The following is a 21524-nucleotide window of genomic DNA, read 5'->3' on the forward strand; positions in this document are numbered from 1 at the left end:
ATGGCAGAAAAACTGTTAGAAATTAAAAATTTAAAGCAGCATTTCCACACAGCAAGAGGGACTGTAAAAGCAGTTGATGGTGTCTCATTTGATATTTATAAAGGTGAAACACTTGGACTTGTAGGTGAATCTGGATGTGGAAAGTCGACAACCGGCCGTTCGATCATTAGACTTTATGATGCGACAGATGGCGAAGTTCTCTATAAAGGAGAAAGCGTACACGGAAAGAAATCAAGACAAAAAATGCTTGAATTTAACCGTCAAATGCAGATGATTTTCCAAGACCCATATGCTTCACTTAACCCTAGAATGACAGTTCTTGATATCATTGCAGAAGGTATTGACATTCATGGTCTTGCGAAAACAAAGCAAGCACGTAAAGAGCGTGTGTATCAATTGCTTGAAACGGTTGGTTTGAATAAAGAGCATGCGAATAGATACCCGCATGAATTTTCAGGCGGTCAAAGGCAGCGTATTGGGATTGCTCGTGCGTTAGCTGTTGAGCCTGATTTCATCATTGCCGATGAGCCAATCTCTGCACTAGATGTGTCGATCCAAGCGCAGGTCGTCAACTTAATGAAAGAACTGCAAGAAGAAAAGGGCTTAACGTATTTATTCATTGCCCATGACCTTTCAATGGTGAAATATATCAGCGATCGTATCGGCGTGATGTATTTTGGGAAATTGGTTGAGCTGGCACCAGCGAATGAATTATATGAAAACCCGCTTCATCCATATACAAAATCATTACTATCTGCGATTCCGCTTCCAGATCCTGATTATGAGCGTAACCGCAAACGGATTAAATACGATCCATCTGTTCATAAAGGAACAAATACGGAATTTCGTGAAGTTAAGCCAGGTCACTTTGTCAGCTGTACTGAGGAAGAATTCAAAGAGATCAAAGCAAAACAATAAGAACAGAGAAGAAGCACTGCGATATCAGTGCTTCTTTTTTTATTTTACAAAAAAACAAGTTGATGGTAATTTTTATGTAAAATGAGTAAACCAGGAGGAAATCAAATGTTGTTATGGAAGATGTTTCGCTATTCATGTCTTCACTTTTTTATCGTCACGATGCTTTTTTCAATATCTTTTTTAACGGAACCAAACGGAGGAAAGTGGATGATCGCATTTTTAGTGTTCATTTGCATCATTTCGTTTTCGGTTGAATTTGCTGTGTATCGGCGCACGAATAAACAGAAGGAAGAAGTCCGGCGTATGAAGTACCTTTATTTCATCATGTTTCAGGTCGCAATGACACTTCTTTTGTTTGCTTGCTTTCAAATGCTCATGAATCGTTCGATATAAAACTTTTTTTGCTTTCTCTTGAAAAAAAGTGAAACCACCAATGGCATTGCTGCGTCTTACTAGTACAGGCGTTTAAATAGCAAGAAATCGGGAATAGATAAGGAAGTGGTTCTTAACTACATCATAAGGAGCGGATCCATGAATTGGTATGAAAAGCTCAGTGAATACTTCCCGATAGAAGAAATGAAGTCAAAAGAGCATATGGAAGCTTTATTAAAGGAAAGAAGTGATATTTATCATAAAGAAGAAGGGCCTCATCATGTGATGATGTACGCTGAATTTGATTCTTTCATCTTTATTGATTATTTATTTGTTTCCAAGGATGCAAGAGGTGAAGGCCTCGGCTCAAAGCTCATTCATAAGCTGAAGGAAAAAAGAAAACCGATCTTGCTTGAGGTCGAGCCTGTAGATGAAGATGATGCAGATACTGCAAAACGCCTAAAGTTTTATCAGAGAGAGCACTTCAAGCATGCTGAATCAATTGGTTATAAACGCAGGTCACTTGCAACGAATGAAGTGAACCGCATGGAAATTCTTTATTGGTCGCCTCGTACAGATAATGAGGAAGAAATGATGGAGGCCATGAGAAAGACGTACGAAAGAATCCATACGTATAAAGACGAAGAATGGTATGGACAATCGTATGAGGATGTTGACGATGTGCTGAAGGTCATTGAAAATAAAAAACAAAAAAATATTTTCGATCATCTCGACTAAATGAGAATGTTCAGACTTCAAACATCTGCACAAAAAGAATGAAATTGTCTAGTTTTTGTCACAAAAATTGCAAGAAAATCTGTTCACACTTACTTTTTTATAGTATAATCACTATAAAGATTACTTATTTAGAACAATTTTAATTTAAGAATACAGATCAATATTCATTCTACAAATTGAGGAGTGAAGATTTATGGTAACATTATACACATCACCAAGCTGTACATCATGTAGAAAAGCAAGAGCGTGGTTAGAAGAGCACAATATTCCATACCAAGAGAGAAATATCTTTTCTGAGCCTCTTTCAATCGATGAAATCAAAGAGATTCTTCGTATGACGGAAGATGGTACAGATGAAATTATCTCAACACGTTCTAAAGTATTCCAAAAACTAAATGTAAATGTTGAGACAATGCCGCTTCAACAATTGTATAAACTAATCAATGAGCACCCTGGTCTTCTAAGACGTCCAATTATTTTGGATGAAAAAAGACTGCAAGTTGGGTACAACGAAGATGAAATTAGACGTTTCCTTCCTAGAACGGTTCGTACATTCCAACTTCGAGAAGCTCAGCGACTTGCTAACTAATAGAGAACAAGAAAAGCTGCCGATCATTTGGCAGCTTTTTTTATTTATTTTCAGCCGTTTGTTCGTAAAAGAGACTGGCTAAAATAACGGTTGCGACGGTTAAAAAGGGAAGCAACAATTCAAGTGTTGTATGCTGCGCCATAAATTCATTCAGTTTTACATCACGGACAATCATTTCTCCGCCAGTAAAAGCTAAAAGGGCACTCCCTCCGTATAAAAGAATCGGAAACTTGGTTAGTGCTGCATGAATCAGCTTACTCCCCCAAATAATAATCGGGACTGAAATCATTAAGCCAAAGGCAGTGAGCACCATGTTCCCTTTAGCTGCCCCTGCAACAGCGATCACATTATCAAGTGACATAAAAAGATCTGCAATCACGATGGTCTGAACAGCACGCCAAAGCGAGCCGCTGCTTTTAATCCGAATGGATTCTTTCTTTTGTTCAATTAACAAATTGTATCCTATATAAAGGAGAAAGAGACCGCCGATAAATTGCAAATAGGGGATGGTCAATAAATAAACGGCAGCACCAGTCATGGTAATTCTCATCAGCACTGCCAAAAGTGTGCCGATCCATATGGCTTTGTTTCGTTTTTCATTTGATAAGCTTCGACTGGCCATCGCAATGATTAATGCATTATCTCCGCCTAATATGAGGTCTATGCCAATAATCATCAGTAAGGATACGATCCACTCTGTTTCCATCCAGTTCACCTCATTTCACTAAAATAGCTCGTACAACCAATATATGAAGACAATTCAAATATATGTTTCTGCAAGTTTTCTCTGCAAAAAATGCGTTTTTATTTCTTTTATTCATGTTTTATCATAAAATAGACAGTACACAGCAATACCTCATTTCTTTAAATGGTTAACATGTAGACGGAACGGGTAAAGTGTAGTAAAGTACTATTAATTGGGAGCTTGTATGTCCCTTCAACATCTTATATAGAAGGGAAGGTTGGCAAAATGGAAATCGAAAGAATAAATGAACATACAGTCAAATTTTATATTTCCTACGGTGATATTGAAGATCGCGGTTTTGACCGTGAAGAGATTTGGTATAATCGTGAGCGCAGTGAAGAGCTGTTCTGGGAAGTGATGGACGAAGTGCACGAAGAAGAAGAATTTGCAGTAGAGGGACCACTTTGGATTCAAGTACAGGCACTTGATAAAGGTCTTGAAATTGTCGTGACAAAAGCCCAACTTTCTAAAGATGGACAAAAGCTCGAATTGCCGATTCCAGAAGATAAAAAAGATCAAACAGATGAAGAAAGTTTAGATGCTCTGCTTGATGATTTTCATAAAGAAGAGCAAGATCAAGAAGATCATAATGAGAAGGACAAAAAACTTCAACTTCAGTTCGTATTGAAAATGGATGATTTTGAAGATTTGATTGCACTTTCTCAATTAAATATGCAGGATTTTACGACAAGTTTATATTCGTTTGAAAACCGTTATTATCTATATGTTGACTTCCACGAGGATTTGTCAGATGAGCAGGTGGAGAATAAGCTTAGTATTCTGCTTGAATATGCTCATGAATCAGTGGTCAGCATCTACAGACTGCAAGAATACGGTCAGCTGATTGTCAAAGAGAATGCGCTTGAAACGATTCAACAGCACTTCTCGTAACAACCAAAAGTCGATTTCTATAGAGGAATCGACTTTTTTATCTGAATGAAAAAGTAAATAAAGTGATCGGCAAGGAGAAAATGAAATGAGAAATGTAGTCAAAGTTCTATTTTTTCTTATCATTACGATAGGTGCTTATTTGATTATCCAAATTTTTGCCGGTGATCTAGCGGTAAGTGTATTAAGTTCCGTCAGTGTTCTATTCACTTTATCGATTATCTTCATCGGGTTTGTCATTTTCTTAGAAAACAGAAACCCCTCTCAAACGATTACGTGGCTTGTGCTGCTTGGGAGCTTTCCGCTTTTCGGGTTTTTGTTTTATATTTTCTTTGGACGCAATATTAAAAAGCGCAGACTTTTTGAAAAGAAAGCGGTACTAGACGAACAGCTTGTCCAGGAAGATGAACGTATCCACAGAGAAGCAATTGAAAAAATGACTCATATGGGTGACCATCAGCAGCTCTTATTTAAGCTGGCCCACAGACTTGGACATACCCCTATTACGTATCGCACATCCTCTAAAGTTCTGACCAATGGAGAAGAAACGTTCTCTCATATTTTTGAAGAAATCAAAAAAGCAACACATCACATTCACCTAGAATATTATATTCTCCGTCATGATGATCTGGGACAAGAATTAAAGGACATTTTAATCGAGAAAGCAAAAAGTGGTGTGATTGTCCGCTTTTTATATGATGATGTAGGCAGCCTAAAACTCTCCCGTCAATATATTGCTGACTTAGAAAAGGCTGGCGTGCAGATCGTTCCGTTTTTACCAGTGAGACTGCCCTTATTAAATAATAAAATCAATTTCCGAAATCACCGGAAAATCGTGGTGATTGATGGAGAAGTAGGATTTGTCGGCGGACTTAACATTGGGGACGAATATATGGGCAGAAGCAGACAATATGGATTTTGGCGTGATACGCACCTGATGATTAAAGGTGAGGCCGTTCGTGATTTGCAGCAGATTTTTATGCAGGATTGGTATTACATGACCAATGAAAGATGCTCGGGTGTGGATTATTTTAAAGATTTCAGTCATATGGAGAGTCGAGCAGAAGGCGTACAAATGATTGCTGGTGGTCCTGATAAACAGTGGGAAGTCATTAAAAATCTCTTTTTCTCCATGATTATCTCCGCCAAAAAATCAATTTGGATTGCTTCACCTTATTTTGTACCTGATGATGATATTTTGTCCGCACTGAAAATTGCAGCTTTGAGCGGAGTCGATGTGCGAATCATTGCGCCGAAAAATCCAGATAAACGCATCGTATTTCATGCGTCCCGTTCATACTTCCCCGAACTTTTAGAAGCAGGTGCGAAGGTATATGAATATGATCAAGGCTTTATGCATAGTAAGTTTATCATTGTGGATAGTGAGCTAGCATCAATTGGTACAGCAAATATGGATATGAGAAGTTTTCATCTGAACTTTGAAGTGAATGCTTTCCTCTATAAAACAAAAAGTACAGAGAAGCTGGTCAACGACTTCTTAGGTGATTTAGAGCAGTCGCATGAAATTGTTCCAGAAGAATTTGCGAAAAGACCTTTGAGGGTGAGGCTGTTTGAATCAACAGCAAGATTGTTATCACCACTTTTATAAAAATTGTATTTTCCCCCCTTTTCTAAAAGGGGGATTTTTTATTTTACTAAGGGAAAGTAGGTTGAAATCGTGTTTTGATACGATAAAAGTTCATTTTCGATATTCGCTTTCTTGTGAGAGAAAAAGCTATAATACGGTCATCAAAGAGCAAGGGGCGAAATATATGAATGCAGCGATCATGGAGAATGGCAAGCTGATTCGCATCACACAACATCTGACTAAAAGGCGGCTAGAGCATGTAAGAGCTACGTGCAAATTTTACTGTCCTGAATGTAGGCAGGAGGTTCTATTAAAGCTAGGTGAGCATCGTGTCCATCATTTTGCACATAAACAGCTCTCGGCATGTCCATTAGCGTCCACCGGTGAAACAGCTTATCATCAGGCAGGGAAAATGGCTCTTAAGGATTGGCTCACGCAGCTTGGATATGAGCCGTTACTAGAGAAATATGTTTCAAACATTCAGCAGCGCCCTGATGTGACCGTTGCTATAGAAAATAAAAGCTATGCCATCGAATTTCAATGTGCAAATATTTCGTGGAAAGAGCTACATAAACGAACGGAAGGTATCCGTGCTGCGGGGCTCTATCCTATATGGGTCATAGGGGCGAATCGTTTAAAACGAATGGCTGGCCAGCTCTTTTCATTCTCCTCCATTCATTGGGGAATTTTAAGGCAGTCAAAGAATAGGAGACTCATTTTTTATTGTCCGATCCAAAATAGATTCATCCACCTGGATCAACTTCTCGTGTTTCAGCCAACGAAAATATGTGCCTCAATGACCGTTAGACCGCCTTCAGCTTATCGCCAACTATCAGCACTCTTATCTGTTTCCTCGAGCAATCATCAATTGTATAAAGAGTGGCTCAAGTGTATTCGGCAATTTAGGGAGCGACCACCCCGCATTTTAGCAAACGAAAGCAAGCGTTTAAGAACCATTTTTTATGAGCATCATCAAACAGCATGGTCATTTCTACCGACAGAATTATTTATCCCCCTGACAGAAGCATATATCTTTTCAAGCCCTGTTTATGTGTGGCAAGGATGTCTTTATGATTGGATGGTTCGAAAGGGAAAAGAACAAGTGACCATTCATCTTCTTTTAAAAGAAATTGAGCGATGTGTCCAGAATAAAGAAGTGAAGCTCCGATATGCCAATGTCACAATAGAAGAAATCAAAGAGGTGATCATTTCATATGTACGGGCGCTTGTGAAACTAGGGTTTTTATACATGACGAAAGAGGGTAATTATCAAGTAACGTCGAATCAAAAGCCTATACGAACAGCAGATGAAGCGATAAAACGAGATGCTTTCTTATTTCATTAGCATGTTTCATGCCCACTTTGATCATGATAAGAAAAAGGTGGTGCTGCTATTGAATAGAAAGAAACGCTTTTTTATCATTTTTTTAGTTTGTTTGGTATTTATTTCTGCATATGATTTGACAAATATAGTTCAAAACAAAGAAGATAAATACAACACCAATTTCTTTCACTTTCCGAAAGGTTGGTTCAACACAACTCATGCAAGGGGGATTCATATGACTTCACAAAATAACAACAATCATTTACCAGACAGAAGCGAAGTAAAAGAAGAAAACAAATGGCGCCTTGAAGATATTTTTGAAAGTGTCGATTCATGGAATAAGGAATTCGAAGCTGTAAAAAAAGAAATTCCGAAGCTCGCCCAATTTAAAGGCAAGCTGGCCCATTCTGCTGATGTCTTGTATGAAGCCCTAACATTTCAGGATCAACTTTCTGAAAAGCTTGGCAAGCTTTATACATATGCGCACATGAAATACGATGAAGATACAACAAATTCATCATTTCAGGCTTTAAATGATAAAGCATCCAATTTATTTACACAGCTGTCTAGTACATCTGCCTATATTGTTCCGGAAATTTTATCTATTCAAGAAGATAAGCTGCAGCAATTTATTTTGGAAAAAGAAGAATTAAAACTTTATTCTCACGCTCTCGAAGAAATTAACAAGGAGCGTCCGCATATTTTAAGTGAGGAGCAAGAAGCTTTATTAGCTGAAGCCTCTGAACCTTTATCAACATCATCCACTACGTTTAGTATGTTTAATAATGCAGATATTTCGTTCCCTTCTGTTAAGGATGAAAATGGAGAAGAAAAGAAAATTACTCATGGCAACTTCATTACCTTTTTAAACAGTGATGATCGTGAAGTGAGAAAGAATGCTTTTAAAGCCGTTTATAAAACGTATGATCAATATAAGAATACTTTGGCGTCTACACTCAGCGGCTCGATTAAAAAGGATAATTTTTATGCGAAAGTACGTCATTACAAATCTGCAAGAGAAGCAGCGTTATCACGCAACAGTATTCCTGAAGAAGTGTATGACAATCTAATTGATACAGTTCATCAATATTTACCGTTATTACACCGCTACATTGAATTGCGTAAAAAGGTATTAAAGCTTGATGAAGTGCACAATTATGACTTGTATACACCATTAGTAAAAGATGCTGGCATGAAGCTGACATATGATGAAGCAAAGGATTATATGCTGAAAGGGTTAGCGCCATTAGGAGAAGAATATGTTTCGGTATTAAAAGAGGGACTCGAAAATCGCTGGGTAGACGTTTATGAGAATAAAGGGAAACGAAGCGGCGCGTATTCTTCTGGAAGCTATGGTACGAATCCTTATATCTTAATGAACTGGCAAAATAATATTGATAATTTATTTACGCTGGCTCATGAATTTGGTCACTCTGTTCATAGCTACTATACAAGAAAGCATCAGCCATATCCGTACGGAAACTACAGCATTTTTGTAGCGGAAGTAGCTTCTACAACAAATGAAGCATTACTAGGTGAATACTTACTCAATCATTTAGAGGACAAAAAGCAGCGCTTGTATGTGCTCAATCACTTGTTAGAAGGATTTAGAGGGACGGTATTCAGACAAACGATGTTTGCAGAGTTCGAGCATCTGATTCATGTGAAAGCGCAAGAAGGGGAGGCATTAACGCCAGAGTTTATGACGAACCTGTATTACGACCTGAATAAGAAGTATTTTGGCGACGGTATGGTTGTGGATAAGGAAATCGGATTAGAATGGACGCGAATTCCGCATTTCTATTACAACTATTATGTGTATCAATATGCGACAGGCTATAGTGCGGCACAGGCATTAAGTAAACAAATTTTAGAAGAAGGGAAACCTGCGGTGGAACGCTATACAGACTTCCTTAAAGCAGGAAGCTCTGACTATCCAATCAACGTGCTGAAAAAAGCTGGTGTAGATATGGCATCTAAAGAACCAATTGAGGCAGCATGTCAATTGTTTGAAGAAAAATTAAAGGAAATGGAAGAGCTCATCTCAAAGACTGGTGAGTAACGAGAAGACTTCTGTCAGATGTGTGAGTGCAAACTCACCTTTTGGCAGGAGTTTTTTCTTGAAATAAAAAGACCAGATTGTTGACAAAGGGCTAAAATGAACTTGATTTTAGCCCTTTGACTTCTTTTTAGCGTGATAGAAAACCTTTGCAGGACTGACACCGAATGCGAGGGTTTGCCTACACGCTAGACCTCGTCTATATGAACGAGGTTTGTACATTCAATGATTACGCTTTAAATCCTTTGAAGGTTTTTCGGTGATTCATTCGATAGAGTGTAAAGAGAATGGAAGCGAATAGGAGTGGAGATGTCAGGTAAAGAGGCAGCATCTTCATTAAGCCTAATATATTTAAACAGAAACATAAGCCAATGGCAACAAGACCAATGGTTGTGCTGCGCATGCAGATCCCCCCATTTTGTTGTTACTTTCACTATATGAAAGTGACAGTCCTCTTATGTTTTGTGACAAAAATATGAACATATAGTATATCGGTTGTCATAAGTCGACAAAATTTGATATACTACAGATGTGAAATTAATCACATACAAACATTACCCCTTTGTTTGACCGTGAAAAATTTCTCCCATCCCCTTTGTTGTCGTTAAGACATAGTGAAACCGCGCTTATCCCGGCGCGGTTTCTTCGTACTTATAAATAGAACAAATGTTCTTTTGGGAGTAAAGAAAAAACATGGGTCAGCACCCATGTTCATTCTCACAGCGGTAGACATCAAGATCTGAATGATTGTCTCCTTCTGTATAACGCCAAAACATTTCCTGATGTACTTGTACACGTTCTACCTTTTTAGCAAATGCGAGTTTTTTCATCTCGCGTTCAACTTCTTCAAGGGTCAGGTCATATACAACGGCAATTTCTTTTGCTGATGCAAATTGAAAGTAAGCGATAAACCATTCAATTGGCGGTCGTTCTGAAGGTGTTGGTTTTTCGCCAATCATTTCAAAGAGAATTTCCTCGTAAATATCATAAGAATATGCACCTGAAATCTTTAATCCTTCTTCACCATTGATCGTATTAAAAAAGGCGAAAGTGGGAAGCTCAGACACATCCATTTCAGCTGCGATTTTCATATCACATTGGAGCGCTTTGACAGCACTTTGAGAATGGATATCTCGCTGGAACTCTTCAATGTCCAGTCCAGCCGTTTTTGCATTTTCTAGCAAGACTTGTTCACTGGTGACGTCCTGCTGATGGCAAAAAAGCGATTCTTGAATGAGTCGTAAAAATTTCATTCCGCATTTTCTGCCCTGAAGTTCAGCTGCTTTTAATGCAAGAGAGGCGAGATAAGGTGATGTCACAATTTGTTCAGACAGCATTTGTTCTTTTTTGGTCTGAGTTTTCGTTGCAAATTTCCCCCACGCTTCGGTTAGTAAATGTTTTTTTCGTTTCCGGTTCAAAGCATTAATACTAGAACTTGTAACCGTTCGTAAAGTGAAGAAACGGCCATATTTCATTTTCAACTTTTTAATTGATGGCTCTAATAACCAGCAGTCCGGGCTGAGAGGATCAATGAATACATAGATTTCAATCGGCTTTTGAGGATGTCCGTGACAATGTGAGAAATATTGCTCATGCGGATTGCAGCTCAAGATCGTCCGTCCTTTTCAGGTATTTGGTTGACCATGTGACGAGCCGTCAAAGACAGTCGCTCAAATAAAAAGTCACGAATATCGCCGGTTAGTCCTACTTGATCCATTGCATCCTCCATGCATTCAAGCCATGCGTCCGCTCGCTCCTCAGTAATCGGAAAAGGGAGATGTCTCGCCCGTAGCATTGGGTGACCATGCTCCTCAGTATAAAGCGGCGGTCCGCCTAAATATTGAGTTAAGAACTGTTTTTGTTTTCTTGCTGTTTCTTTTAAGTCATCCGGGAAAATAGGATGAAGCAAAGGATGACACTTTACATTTTCATAAAAAGTATCAACAAGTTGCGATAGAAGTTCCTCTCCAACCGCTTCGTAAGGTGCGTTAAACGATTGTACCATGTTGACTACTCCTTTAACTCGTAGCTAATAGGATGGCTCACCCTATTGCGAATTTCATGTATTTCAAAAGTGATATTCAGTTTGTTCTATTTTGTTGTTTCTATTATTGTATACTTATTTTAACAACCTCTACTCAATTCCACAAACAAACCGCTTTGGTCCTTTGGGAAAAGTGAGGGAGACAGGTTCCGTGTTCAATTGACCATATCATAACACATTCAGTCAAAAAAGGGTGAAAAGCGACATACAAAAAACCGAAGAGGTTATTCTCTTCGGTTTAGGCGAAATATTGAGCTGTGATTTTCTTTACATAATTTTGTGTTTCTTTAAATGGAGGAATACCTCCGTACTTATCTACATTCCCTGAGCCTGCGTTATAAGCGGCTAAGGCGAGTGAGACATTTCCATTATATTTTTGAAGCATTTGTTTTAAATACTTCGTTCCGCCTTCAATGTTTTGGGCTGCATCAAAGGCATTGTTCACGCCAAGTGATTTAGCAGTAGACGGCATAAGCTGCATCAGTCCAAGTGCACCTGCATGGCTGACAGCATTCGTGCGATAACCGGATTCTTGCTTGATCACTGCATGGATCAGTTTTTCTGGAACTCCGTGCTTTTGAGCCATTTGTGAGACGATTTGATTAATCTCTTTTGATGAAGAGCCTGAAACAGCTTTTTGAAGGGGCGGTGTGTAGCTGTTATTTAAGACGTTTCCAATACCATTTGCGGTATTCAATTGGCTGTCATTTGCATAAAGAGACTGAGATTGAAGCTGTTCACTGCCCGCTATCGCAGATAAATATGGATTCATTCGTGCATATTGCGTGTTCGGAGACGTTGATGGGTCCGATCCCATGAAAGCAGAAATGGAAAGCGGGAGTCGAGATAATTCTGATCCGCCTAAAAAATCTTGCAACAGCGACTGGAATGAAGTCTCAGCGCTTGATTCTTGTCCAGCTGTGAGTTGTGTTTGTCCATTATCAGATTGTAACGTTTTGAGTGCTTGAAGCTGCATAAAGGATTGAAGTTGATTGACGTTCATCATGTTCCTCCTTCAAGGAATTCATCTATTCTTTTGTTTTCATTTTTTCTTCATAAAAACGTACGACTTTGTTTTTCGTGTGTCTTGGTGGGATCTGAAATTGCTGAAGCAATGCTGTGAAAGCGGCTTGTCCAATGTCTAAATCGCTCACTTCAAATTCAAGTTCATAGTCCTCTACTGTTAAATATCGGCTGTGATCCAAAACAATTAAGCCTTCTTTGATCATTTTTTCTGCTCTTGACGTTTCCAGTGAACCAAAATACACGATTTGATCCTTTTGAATGTGAAGGTGTACTAATCTGTCTGCCACTTCACCTTCTGGCAGGTGGAAATGTTCAAGACTTGCGGGAGGATCGATCGTTTGGTGAGTTTCCAAAAGGCCGATCTCATGCGGTTCCTTTAATGTGAGGACCCACTGCCCGCCTTTTTCTCTCATTCGTAATGCAGCGAATTTGGATTTTATATCAAATTGAGGTGTATCAAAATAATAGTTGGTTTGAGTGTGGAAGTCCTCGTCCTTTAATTGAAAATATTCTTTTAACTGTTCAAATTCTTCTTTCATTAATAATTGTTTTAGTTCTATCTCAATTTCCTGTGCCATTTTGACATCAACCTTTCATTTAGAGGAAATATGATTATTGTACATGAAAAGCTTCTTTTTTTCTTATTTATTCCTTAAAAAGAGACGTATATAGATGCTAAATGAGGCAAAATGAACAACGAAATGGAGAAATCAAATTTTCTCAAAAAGTTCGGTTTATCAATATTGAACTTGATATGATAAAATAAAGCTGTACTTTGTTGTAAAGGAGATCATGATGCAAAACAGAATTGAAATCACAGAAGCAACTTTAAAAGAAGACAGGCTGATCTTGACGGTCCAGTCAGATGAGCAAATTCAAAAAGCAAAAGCATCAGGACAAATGCTTGTTGATTCTGATCACTTTGCGTTCGTTTACATACTTGAGACTGAGGAGTCTTTTACGTATCTTATTTTAGGAGAACATACATGGGCTCCATTAAAAGAAGCAATGAATCGTGAAATCCCTGTCTATTTGGCGGCGGAAGAGCAAACGCTAGAACTCATTCAACTTCATCAGGAATTAAACTATTTAATCGACAATATTAAAGACAATGCCAATTACGGAGATATGGAAGAGAAAGTGAAGAGCACATTCCTCTGAAATAATTAGGTATTTGGAATTGGGGGAAGTTTCATGGACAAAAAACAATGGGATCAATTCCTCGCACCATATAAGCAAGCAGTCGAAGAATTAAAAGTGAAACTAAAAGGCATCCGAAAACTGTATGAATTTGAGGATGACCATTCACCAGTAGAATTTGTCACTGGCCGAGTGAAACCCGTTGCCAGCATATTGGAAAAGGCAAAGCGTAAAAACATCCCGATGCATGAGATTGAAACGATGCAGGATATTGCAGGGCTTCGCATTATGTGCCAATTTGTAGAAGATATACAAGTCGTCAAGAAAATGCTTCAGTCACGAAAAGATTTCGTGGTAGTAGATAAACGCGACTATATTGCAGAACATAAAGAAAGCGGATACCGCTCGTACCACCTTGTTGTGTTATATCCGCTGCAAACGATCAATGGAGAGAAGCAGCTCCTCGTCGAAATACAAATCCGTACATTAGCCATGAACTTTTGGGCGACCATCGAGCATTCTCTGAATTATAAATATAGCGGGAATATCCCGGAGAAGGTCAAGCAGCGCCTTCAAAGAGCTTCTGAGGCAGCATCTCTTCTTGATGATGAGATGTCTGAAATCAGAGGGGAAATTCAAGAAGCGCAAGTGGCATTTTCCCGGAAAAAGAAAAACGATAGCTGAGCCTAAGCTTGATCAAATATGATGCTGCTTTCTCGTCGCAGCAAGGTGGAAAAGGAGAAGAATTCATGAAATTTGCAGTTTCTTCGAAAGGGAATTCTGTATCTGACACACTCAAAAATAAAATACAGACCTACTTATTGGATTTTGGAATGGAATTAAATGAAGAGGAACCCGATCTCGTCATTACAGTTGGCGGAGACGGAACCCTTTTATACGCTTTTCACCGGTATAGCAACCGTCTGAACGAAACCGCTTTTGTCGGCGTACATACAGGCCATCTTGGTTTTTATGCGGACTGGGTACCGAGTGAAATAGAAAAGCTTGTGTTAGCCATTGCCAAAACGCCTTATCATATTGTGGAATATCCGATTCTTGAAGTCATCGTCAGGTACAACGATGGCGGCCGGGAAGAAAAATATTTAGCAATGAATGAATGTACGATTAAAAGTATGGAAGGTACACTTGTGGCAGATGTTGAGATTAGGGGTCAGCTTTTTGAAACATTCAGAGGAGATGGTCTTTGTTTGTCTACACCATCTGGCAGTACAGCCTATAATAAGGCACTTGGCGGGGCTATTATTCACCCATCCATTAGGGCGATCCAGCTGGCAGAAATGGCTTCAATCAACAACAGAGTGTTTAGAACGGTCGGTTCGCCGCTCATTTTGCCGGACCACCATACGTGTGTGATCAAACCGATTAATGATGTGGATTTTCAGGTGACGATAGATCATTTGTCGCTGCTGCATAAAGATGTGAAATCCATTCAATGCCGAGTGGCAGACGAGAATGTCCGGTTTGCCCGATTTAGACCATTTCCATTTTGGAAAAGGGTGCAAGATTCCTTTATCGGCAAAGGAGAATAAGAAAGAGGTTGTTCTCGCTGGAATACTTTAAGATAAACAAAACCATATCAGCCAAAGAAGAAGGCAGGCTGTTGAAGGACTACTTAATCGATCTTGGCATTTCAAAACGAATGCTGACAGATATTAAATTTGATGGCGGTGACCTTCTGATTAATGGAGAGCATGTGACCGTGAGATATGAGCTGCGCGAGGGAGACAGGCTCACCATTTTATTTCCCGAGGAAAAAGTGAGTGAAGGGCTAAAACCTGCGGCCATTCCGCTTGATATTTTATTTGAGGACGAGCACGTGCTTGTGCTGAATAAAAAGCCATATATTCCATCGATTCCTTCTCGAGAGCACCCTGAGCATAGTATTGCAAATGGGTTGCTTCACCATTATGCTAAGCAGTCCGTTCGACTGACTGTCCACTTGGTGAACCGTCTTGATCGTGATACTTCTGGTGTCATGTTAGTCGCTAAACATCGCTTTGCACACAGCCTTTTATCAAAGGCGCAGAAAAAAGGGGAAGTCAAGCGAACGTATAGAGCCATGACACACGGCATGATCACGCAAAAGGAAGGAACAATTAGAGCAAAAATTGCTCGAAAAGGGGACAGCATTATTGAACGAATGGTGGATGAATCTGGTCAGGAAGCCGTAACACATTATACGGTGCTGGCGGTACATACTCATTTAGATATGTCTGATGTGTCCCTCACCCTTGAAACGGGAAGAACACATCAAATTCGTGTTCACATGCAATTCCTTGGTCATCCGCTTGTTGGAGATACGCTATATGGTGGAACAAGCGAGAGAATAGGCAGGCAGGCACTTCATAGTGAAACCCTTGTTTTTCCGCATCCGATAACAGGGGAGTCCATGACCTTTTCGGCTCCTTTGCCGGATGATATGACATTATTGCTTCAGTAAACAAGTAAACCCGGTCACCTGTCATGGTGGACCGGGTTTTTTATTGCGTGAAATGCTGAAATCTTGAATCATCATATGGCATAGATGAAGGAACAGATACTGTCTCAAGCTCTGGATATCTAAGGGCAGAGAGCTTGTGGCCAAAGACGCAGCCTGTATCAATGTTAACCGTTCTACCGATAAATCTTGGTTCTTTTACGGGTGTATGCCCGTACACAATCCATGGTTTTCCGTGATATTCCTTTGCCCAGTCCTTCCTGACAGGTCGACCGTCTGGCCATGTTTCTCCGGTGACTGCTCCAAATAATAGATAAGACCTCATCTGTTTGTTCGGTTTTTTGCCAATATCCTTTTCCTTCATTGCTGCGTGTGCAATGATCAGTTCATTCGGAATCAGTACATCATAAAGCGGTGCCTTTTCAAATAAATGTTTAAATTCACGTGATAAAATGGTTTGTTCATCATGCGGCAGTTTTTTGATTTCGTTTACCGTTGTTTCAATGCCGTGCAGTAATTTTACGGGATTTCCTTTCAAATAGCGATACAACTTAAAACAATGGTTGCCAGGCACATAGCGGATGGCGCCCTTAGAATAGGCGTGTATGACAAATTGCATCACGGCAACTGATCGAGGGCCGCGGTCTGTTAAATCACCAACAAGGGCCAGTGTTCTCTTATCAGGGTGGACAGGTAGTCCGTGTTTGAGTTCGTATCCTAGTTTGTGTATGAGGGTAAGCAGCTCTTCGTAGCAGCCGTGGATATCGCCGATGATATCGAATTTCATAAAGGTTCCTCCTGATTTTTTCATCCATTTATCGGATATAAAGAAGTTTGAATTTTAGAAAATATAACGAATGGCTTTCATTTCATTTGGGCAATTGTTAGAATCAATGCTTTAACGTAAAACTTAAAAATTAAACATGAATGTTAGGAGGCTTTAGCCAATGGAGCATACATCTGTTTCATCACTCGTTGTCGTTATTATTGTAGCCTTTTTCACCCCCATTTTATTGCACCGATTTAAGCTGACCATCCCGGTCGTTGTCGCTGAAATCATCATGGGGCTCATCATTGGAAAAAGTGGTCTTCAACTAGTTGTTGAACACGACGCATGGCTAGATACGTTATCCATGCTAGGTTTTATTTTTCTTATGTTTTTAAGTGGACTTGAAATAGATTTTTCTTCTTTTGAATCAAAGAAGAAAGCGCGAGAACTACCAAATGGATTAAAAGAACCGAATACATTTAAAACAGCGACCATTATTTTTGTTGGCGTATTTTGTATGTCCTTTATCCTGTCTTATGCGTTTGTCCTTGCAGGATTTATTCAAAATGCCTTTTTAATGACGCTTATTATTTCCACCATCTCATTGGGTGTGGTAGTTCCTACCTTAAAAGAGGAAAAGTTGATGCAAACGAATATTGGTCAAATCATTTTGCTTGTAGCCGTCATTGCTGATTTGGTGACAATGATTTTACTTGCTGTGTTTTCCTCCATTTATGGCGATGGAACAGGGAACATGTGGTTGCTCTTATTATTATTTGCGGCAGGTATTCTTCTTTATTTATTTGGCCGGGTATTTAAGACAAAGTCCATTTTTCAGTCCATGTCAAAAGGAACGGTGCAAATTGGGACAAGAGCCATCTTTACTCTCATTATAGTCTTAGTTGCCTTATCTGAATCACTCGGTGCTGAAAATATTCTTGGGGCTTTTTTAGCAGGTGTGCTTGTGTCTCTTCTTTCGCCTAATAAAGAACTCGTACAGCAGCTGGACTCGTTTGGCTATGGATTTTTAATTCCGATCTTTTTTGTGATGGTCGGTGTGGACCTGAATATATGGTCACTCTTTAAAGATCCAACCATCATGATCATGATTCCGCTGCTGTTTATCGCATTATTGCTTAGTAAACTCGTTCCGATTCTTTATTTAAAAAAATGGTATGACATGAAAAAAGTTATCGGTTCTGGTTTTTTATTAACCTCGACGTTATCCCTAGTTATTGCTGCTGCAACGATTGGTGAGCGGCTTGGTGTCATTGATCATAAAATGTCAGGAGCCCTTATTCTAGTCGCTGTGCTCACGAGTGTTTTAACGCCTGTTTGGTTTAAGGCGTTATTTAAACAAGAACGTGAAACCAATCATAAAAAGCGTGTGACGTTTATTGGAGCGAATCAGCTGACGTTACCTGTGACGCTTGATTTGCATCAGGATGAATATGATATCCGTATTTTACACGTCTTTCAGGAAAATAAAGAAGCCTTGCTTGCTGACTCCATCTTTGAAGTTGAAGCGATTGAACAATATGACGATGATACGCTCAGGCAGGCTGGCATCGGTCAAGAGGATGTACTCGTTGTGGCTACAGGCAGTGAAACGAAAAATAAGGAAATTGCTTTATTTGCAAAAGAAGAAGGGTCTAAACAAGTCATTGCAAGTGTTAACAAAGCGGAAGCCGAGCTGACTCTAAAGGAAGCAGGGATCGATACCTTTTCTAACTTCTTATCATCTAAAACGGTGCTGAGGGCATTGATTGAAGCACCTGATGCGATTCGCTTGTTAACAAATGAGGATTCTTCTTTGTATCAAATTCAAATGAACAATCATCGGTATCATAATGTCATGCTGAGGGAATTTCCTTTTACCGGCGATTTGGTGTTTGTCCGTATTTTTAGAGGAATTGACAGCTTAGTACCGCATGGGGATACGACGCTTAGAAGCGGTGACCGCGTGCTTGTGTCTGGCTCCCGGGAGTATGTGGCAGGACTTAGAGCCCAATTAGAGTTGCAATGAACCCTTGACCGATGAACAAATCCTGATTAAGATAGAGGTACAACAATATATGTTTGATCCACTAGGGGAGTCCTTTAAAAGGGCTGAGATAAAAGTGTAGACTTTTAGACCCTCATTACCTGAACAGGTTCATACCTGCGTAGGGAAGTGGTGCGGTGTTTGACTATGCTTTTTACAAATTCCAAACCACTTTCCACGCGGAAAGTGGTTTTTTTATATGGAAAAACAGGAGGAGAGGAACATGACATTTTCAAACGAATGTAAAGAAGCAGCAGCTAGATGGTGGAATGGGAGCTTTACACACCCTTTTGTGAAAGGGATTGGTGATGGCACACTTTCACTCGATCGGTTCACTTATTATGTGATGCAGGATTCGTACTATTTAACTCATTTTGCAAAAGTACAATCGTATGGAGCCGCCATTAGTGAGGACTTACATACGACAGGCAGAATGGCATATCATGCGCAGGGTACGTATGAAGCAGAGCTATCACTGCATAGAAAGTTCACAGAACTGCTCCAGATCTCTGATGAAGCGCTGGCAAACTTTAAACCTTCTCCAACTGCTTATGCATATACCTCGCATATGTACCGATCTGTGAAAAGCGGTCGTTTTGAAGAAATTTTAGCCGCATTATTGCCGTGCTACTGGCTTTATTATGAGGTAGGAGAAAAACTGAAACAAACAACACCTGACCATCCGATTTATCAAGAATGGATTTTGACATATGGTGGGGATTGGTTTAAAGAGCTTGTTTTTGAACAGGTGAACCGTTTTGATGAACTTGCAGAAAAAGCGCCAGAACATGTGCGGGCTAATATGAAAGAAAATTTCGTGATTTCAAGCTATTACGAATACCATTTCTGGGAGATGGCGTATGAAAAAGAAATGTGGCAGACAGCATGCTTAGATGGGGTTGGTGCAAATGGAACTCCATGCAGTGACAAATGATACGCTTCCTGTCAGGGAGCTCATCAAGCAAATAAAAGACATTGCGTCTGAAGTAGACTTTATTCATATTCGTGAACGATCGAAGGCAGCAGGTGAGCTGGTTCACCTCGTGAAACAACTACTAGCAGAAGGTGTTCCGAAAGAAAAGCTGATTATCAATGACCGAGTTGACGTTGCGCTGCTGACCAATATTCACCGGGTTCATCTTCCAGGACACAGCTTTTCGCCAAAGGAATTAAGACAAAAATTTCCTCACCTCCATGCGGGGGTATCGGTTCATTCGATAGAAGAAGCCAAAGCAGCAGAGAAGAACGGGGCAGAGTATGTCATGTTTGGGCATGTGTATGATACCGCATGCAAACCCGGACTTCAGGCGAGAGGCATAAAGATTGTGGAAGACATGACTTCTTCGCTGTCCATTCCAGTCGTTGTCATTGGTGGAATCACACCAGAACGACTGCCAGAATTGATGCATGTTGATTTAAAGGGAATAGCCGTCATGTCGGGGATTTTTGCTCATCCTCAGCCGCGCAAAATGGCGCAAATATTTTCTAAAAAGCGAAAGGAGAATCCTTATGAACAAGCATTATGATGTTGCAATCATTGGTGGTGGAATCATAGGGATGTCGATCGCTTATCACCTTGCAAAAGCAGGAAAGCAGATTGTCTTATTTGAGGCAAATGAGATCGGGAAGCAAACGACGAGTGCGGCTGCTGGCATGCTGGGTGCACATGCTGAAGGAGAAGGTGATGAGGATATTTTCTTTCAAGTAGGCAGACAAAGTCAGGTTTTATATGAAAAATTAACGGTCGACCTTCAGCGTGAATCGGGCATTGATATTCGGACATCAGTGGGCGGGATTATGAAGGTGGCTTTTACAGAACAAGAAAAGCGAGCGCTTTGCCGGATGCAGCATTTGCCCACATTTGAATGGCTTGAAGCAAGCAGCGTAAAAGAACGTATGCCTCAAATAGCAGATGACATCGTAGGAGCAGGCTTGATAGCAGATGATGTACATGTCGAGCCATATGCGGTATGCAGGGCTTTTTGGCAGGCGGCTGTTCGGCACGGAGCGGATGTGAAGGAGTTTACCCCCGTTATCGATGTGAAGAGGGGAAAAGAAACTTTGACAGTCAGTACAGCTAAAGGCATCTTCACATGTGATCATCTGACTGTAGCAAGTGGTGTATGGTCAGGCCGTTTTTTAGAAGAACTGGGGTTATCACATTCTCTCTATCCTGTAAAAGGAGAATGCGTGTCTGTTTGGAATAACGGTCCAGCGCTTGCACACACCATCTATCATGATCATTGTTATATCGTTCAAAGGGATAGCGGTAAGCTAGTGATTGGTGCAACGATGAAACCGAATGACTGGCAGGCCGTTCCGACACTTGGCGGTATTGAAGCAGTTATTCACAAAGCATCTCAGCTCATGCCTTCTATTCGAGAGATGCCGATTGATCAATGTTGGGCAGGTCTTCGGCCAGCGACAAGCGACCGGCACCCCTATATCGGAAAACATCCGGAAGACGAGCGTATTCTTTTTGCAACGGGACATTACCGAAATGGCATTTTACTTGCGCCAATTACGGGGGAAATCATTCGCGGCTTGATAGTAGGCGAGTCTGTTCACAAGGAATGGCTTCATGCGTTTCGTATTGGGCGAAAGGAGGCATTGTTCGTATGAAAATTCAATTGAATGGAAGAATGGTTGATTTCGATAAGGAAAATGGCACGATTTTTGATCTGCTGTCAGCCTATCAACTTGAAAACCGAGTGGTGATCGTTGAAAAAAATCAAGAAATTATAGATAAAGAAGCCTTTCAACAGGTAAAAATTCAACCAAATGACACGATTGAAATCGTTCACTTTGTAGGAGGAGGATGA

The 21524-nt window shown here is 40.1% G+C and carries 24 protein-coding genes and 1 riboswitch; of the genes, 17 read left to right on the plus strand and 7 right to left on the minus strand.

Translation table 11 applies throughout. The features are described from left to right. The 4 genes from MHB38_RS05645 (at window position 1) to spxA (ending at window position 2617) form a co-directional block, all read left to right on the plus strand. Window positions 1-918 carry an ABC transporter ATP-binding protein gene (locus MHB38_RS05645; RefSeq protein ID WP_007499016.1) on the plus strand — a complete coding sequence of 306 codons (918 nt, stop codon included), beginning with the start codon at window positions 1-3 and terminating at the stop codon, window positions 916-918. A 105-nt stretch (window positions 919-1023) separates the two neighbouring features. Beyond that, a complete protein-coding gene (locus tag MHB38_RS05650) occupies window positions 1024-1311 on the plus strand; it encodes a hypothetical protein (RefSeq protein ID WP_057079700.1) in 288 nt (95 codons plus the stop codon). Window positions 1312-1449: 138 nt separating this feature from the next. Then, window positions 1450-2028, plus strand: coding sequence for a GNAT family N-acetyltransferase (locus MHB38_RS05655; RefSeq protein WP_113747595.1), 579 nt, complete (start codon window positions 1450-1452; stop codon window positions 2026-2028). Between the two features lie 193 nt (window positions 2029-2221). Further along, window positions 2222-2617 (plus strand): transcriptional regulator SpxA, encoded by a 396-nt coding sequence (gene spxA / locus MHB38_RS05660; protein ID WP_003211421.1) that lies wholly within the window; start codon window positions 2222-2224, stop codon window positions 2615-2617. 40 nt (window positions 2618-2657) lie between these two features. Here spxA and MHB38_RS05665 read toward each other — a convergent pair whose 3' ends face one another. After that, entirely contained in the window at window positions 2658-3323 is a 666-nt protein-coding gene (locus MHB38_RS05665; protein ID WP_007499010.1) for a TerC family protein, read from the minus strand. A gap of 264 nt (window positions 3324-3587) precedes the next feature. Between MHB38_RS05665 and mecA the strand changes: the two genes are divergently transcribed. The 4 genes from mecA (at window position 3588) to pepF (ending at window position 9224) form a co-directional block, all read left to right on the plus strand. Further along, on the plus strand, window positions 3588-4253 hold the full coding sequence (gene mecA, locus MHB38_RS05670; RefSeq protein ID WP_008348474.1) for an adaptor protein MecA: 666 nt from the start codon (window positions 3588-3590) through the stop codon (window positions 4251-4253). A gap of 85 nt (window positions 4254-4338) precedes the next feature. After that, window positions 4339-5859, plus strand: coding sequence for a cardiolipin synthase (cls, locus tag MHB38_RS05675; RefSeq protein WP_008348473.1), 1521 nt, complete (start codon window positions 4339-4341; stop codon window positions 5857-5859). A 163-nt stretch (window positions 5860-6022) separates the two neighbouring features. Next, window positions 6023-7183, plus strand: a complete 1161-nt coding sequence (locus MHB38_RS05680; protein ID WP_035700308.1) for a competence protein CoiA — start codon at window positions 6023-6025, stop codon at window positions 7181-7183. 214 nt (window positions 7184-7397) lie between these two features. Then, complete coding sequence (gene pepF, locus MHB38_RS05685) at window positions 7398-9224, plus strand: oligoendopeptidase F (protein ID WP_282706805.1); 1827 nt, start codon at window positions 7398-7400, stop codon at window positions 9222-9224. Between the two features lie 226 nt (window positions 9225-9450). Here the strand turns inward: pepF and MHB38_RS05690 are convergent, their stop codons facing one another. The 5 genes from MHB38_RS05690 to MHB38_RS05710 form a co-directional block, all read right to left on the minus strand. Next, window positions 9451-9624: a hypothetical protein gene (locus MHB38_RS05690; protein ID WP_008348466.1), complete on the minus strand. Its 174-nt coding sequence runs from the start codon at window positions 9622-9624 to the stop codon at window positions 9451-9453. A gap of 295 nt (window positions 9625-9919) precedes the next feature. After that, entirely contained in the window at window positions 9920-10831 is a 912-nt protein-coding gene (locus MHB38_RS05695) for a ClpXP adapter SpxH family protein (RefSeq protein WP_007499002.1), read from the minus strand. Then, window positions 10828-11226 carry a globin domain-containing protein gene (locus tag MHB38_RS05700; RefSeq protein WP_007499001.1) on the minus strand — a complete coding sequence of 133 codons (399 nt, stop codon included), beginning with the start codon at window positions 11224-11226 and terminating at the stop codon, window positions 10828-10830. The genes MHB38_RS05695 and MHB38_RS05700 overlap by 4 nt, the downstream gene beginning before the upstream one ends. A 277-nt stretch (window positions 11227-11503) precedes the next feature. Next, window positions 11504-12268, minus strand: a complete 765-nt coding sequence (locus MHB38_RS05705; RefSeq protein WP_008348461.1) for a lytic transglycosylase domain-containing protein — start codon at window positions 12266-12268, stop codon at window positions 11504-11506. A 25-nt stretch (window positions 12269-12293) separates the two neighbouring features. Continuing rightward, the gene (locus MHB38_RS05710; RefSeq protein WP_007498999.1) at window positions 12294-12869 is read right to left on the minus strand and encodes a CYTH domain-containing protein; all 576 of its coding nucleotides are present in this window, start codon (window positions 12867-12869) and stop codon (window positions 12294-12296) included. A 217-nt stretch (window positions 12870-13086) separates the two neighbouring features. Between MHB38_RS05710 and MHB38_RS05715 the strand changes: the two genes are divergently transcribed. The 4 genes from MHB38_RS05715 to MHB38_RS05730 all read left to right on the plus strand — a co-directional run bounded on the left by MHB38_RS05715 (window position 13087) and on the right by MHB38_RS05730 (window position 15892). Further along, a complete protein-coding gene (locus MHB38_RS05715; RefSeq protein ID WP_008348459.1) occupies window positions 13087-13452 on the plus strand; it encodes a UPF0738 family protein in 366 nt (121 codons plus the stop codon). A 33-nt stretch (window positions 13453-13485) separates the two neighbouring features. Then, on the plus strand, window positions 13486-14115 hold the full coding sequence (locus MHB38_RS05720) for a GTP pyrophosphokinase (RefSeq protein WP_008348457.1): 630 nt from the start codon (window positions 13486-13488) through the stop codon (window positions 14113-14115). A 65-nt stretch (window positions 14116-14180) separates the two neighbouring features. Continuing rightward, the gene (locus MHB38_RS05725) at window positions 14181-14981 is read left to right on the plus strand and encodes an NAD kinase (RefSeq protein ID WP_008355343.1); all 801 of its coding nucleotides are present in this window, start codon (window positions 14181-14183) and stop codon (window positions 14979-14981) included. Between the two features lie 17 nt (window positions 14982-14998). Further along, a complete protein-coding gene (locus MHB38_RS05730) occupies window positions 14999-15892 on the plus strand; it encodes an RluA family pseudouridine synthase (RefSeq protein ID WP_057079819.1) in 894 nt (297 codons plus the stop codon). 40 nt (window positions 15893-15932) lie between these two features. Here the strand turns inward: MHB38_RS05730 and prpE are convergent, their stop codons facing one another. Continuing rightward, on the minus strand, window positions 15933-16676 hold the full coding sequence (gene prpE / locus MHB38_RS05735; RefSeq protein WP_039963415.1) for a bis(5'-nucleosyl)-tetraphosphatase PrpE: 744 nt from the start codon (window positions 16674-16676) through the stop codon (window positions 15933-15935). Window positions 16677-16836: 160 nt separating this feature from the next. Here prpE and MHB38_RS05740 point away from each other — a divergent pair, with 160 nt between their 5' ends. The 5 genes from MHB38_RS05740 (at window position 16837) to thiS (ending at window position 21524) form a co-directional block, all read left to right on the plus strand. Beyond that, window positions 16837-18684, plus strand: a complete 1848-nt coding sequence (locus MHB38_RS05740) for a monovalent cation:proton antiporter family protein (protein WP_007498989.1) — start codon at window positions 16837-16839, stop codon at window positions 18682-18684. 53 nt (window positions 18685-18737) lie between these two features. Continuing rightward, a riboswitch (TPP riboswitch) is annotated at window positions 18738-18847 on the plus strand. Between the two features lie 78 nt (window positions 18848-18925). Then, on the plus strand, window positions 18926-19636 hold the full coding sequence (tenA, locus tag MHB38_RS05745) for a thiaminase II (RefSeq protein WP_017367022.1): 711 nt from the start codon (window positions 18926-18928) through the stop codon (window positions 19634-19636). Then, a complete protein-coding gene (gene tenI, locus MHB38_RS05750; protein WP_035392414.1) occupies window positions 19611-20228 on the plus strand; it encodes a thiazole tautomerase TenI in 618 nt (205 codons plus the stop codon). The genes tenA and tenI overlap by 26 nt, the downstream gene beginning before the upstream one ends. Then, on the plus strand, window positions 20212-21324 hold the full coding sequence (gene thiO / locus MHB38_RS05755) for a glycine oxidase ThiO (RefSeq protein WP_050827160.1): 1113 nt from the start codon (window positions 20212-20214) through the stop codon (window positions 21322-21324). The genes tenI and thiO overlap by 17 nt, the downstream gene beginning before the upstream one ends. After that, complete coding sequence (thiS, locus tag MHB38_RS05760; RefSeq protein ID WP_017367025.1) at window positions 21321-21524, plus strand: sulfur carrier protein ThiS; 204 nt, start codon at window positions 21321-21323, stop codon at window positions 21522-21524. The genes thiO and thiS overlap by 4 nt, the downstream gene beginning before the upstream one ends.

Origin of the sequence: Bacillus sp. FSL K6-3176, assembly GCF_038003325.1 — a bacterium.
Classification (GTDB): domain Bacteria; phylum Bacillota; class Bacilli; order Bacillales; family Bacillaceae; genus Bacillus; species Bacillus altitudinis.